The sequence below is a fragment of the Tsukamurella conjunctivitidis genome (genome assembly GCF_007858475.1).
Taxonomy (GTDB): domain Bacteria; phylum Actinomycetota; class Actinomycetes; order Mycobacteriales; family Mycobacteriaceae; genus Tsukamurella; species Tsukamurella conjunctivitidis.
Genome location: NZ_VIGX01000201.1, coordinates 1 through 580, shown reverse-complemented (window position 1 = coordinate 580; position 580 = coordinate 1). Strand labels below are relative to the sequence as shown.

The following is a 580-nucleotide window of genomic DNA, read 5'->3' as shown; positions in this document are numbered from 1 at the left end:
CCCCGCCCGTGGACGGGTGCCTCGTCGAGAGGGTCGTGCACCCGGCCTCCTTCACCTACCACCTGCCGGACTCCCTGAGCTTCGGCGAGGGCGCCCTCGTGGAACCCCTCGCCGTCGGCATGCACGCCGCCACCAAGGCCGGGATCCGTCCCGGCGACGTGGCCGTGGTGGCAGGGTGTGGAACCGTCGGACTCCTGACAGCGGCTGCAGTCCTCGCGGGTGGGGCTTCGAAGGTGCTGGTCAGCGACGTGTCGGGCACGAAGCTCGACATCGCGGCAGGCATCCCCGGCGTCGTGCCCGTGGACCTCAGGAGCGAGGACCTCCACGAGGTCGTCATGAAGGAGACAGGGGGATGGGGGGCCGACCTGGTCTTCGAGGCCTCCGGTTCGGCGAAGTCCTACGAGAGCCTGTGGACACTCGGGGCTCCGGGCAACCGCACGGTCCTCATCGGGATGCCCACCGGCCCCGTCGTGATGGACGTGGTCGAGATGCAGGCCAGGGAGACCACCATCCACACCATCTTCCGGTACGCCAATGTCTACCAGCGGGCAATCGACCTGATGGAAGCCGGGAAGATCGA

1 protein-coding gene is annotated in these 580 nt (G+C 68.6%); it reads left to right on the top strand.

From position 1 onward, the window contains the following. Nucleotides 1–580 (top strand): zinc-binding dehydrogenase (locus FK530_RS25040; protein ID WP_146489495.1); only part of this gene is annotated, 580 nt, incomplete at both ends.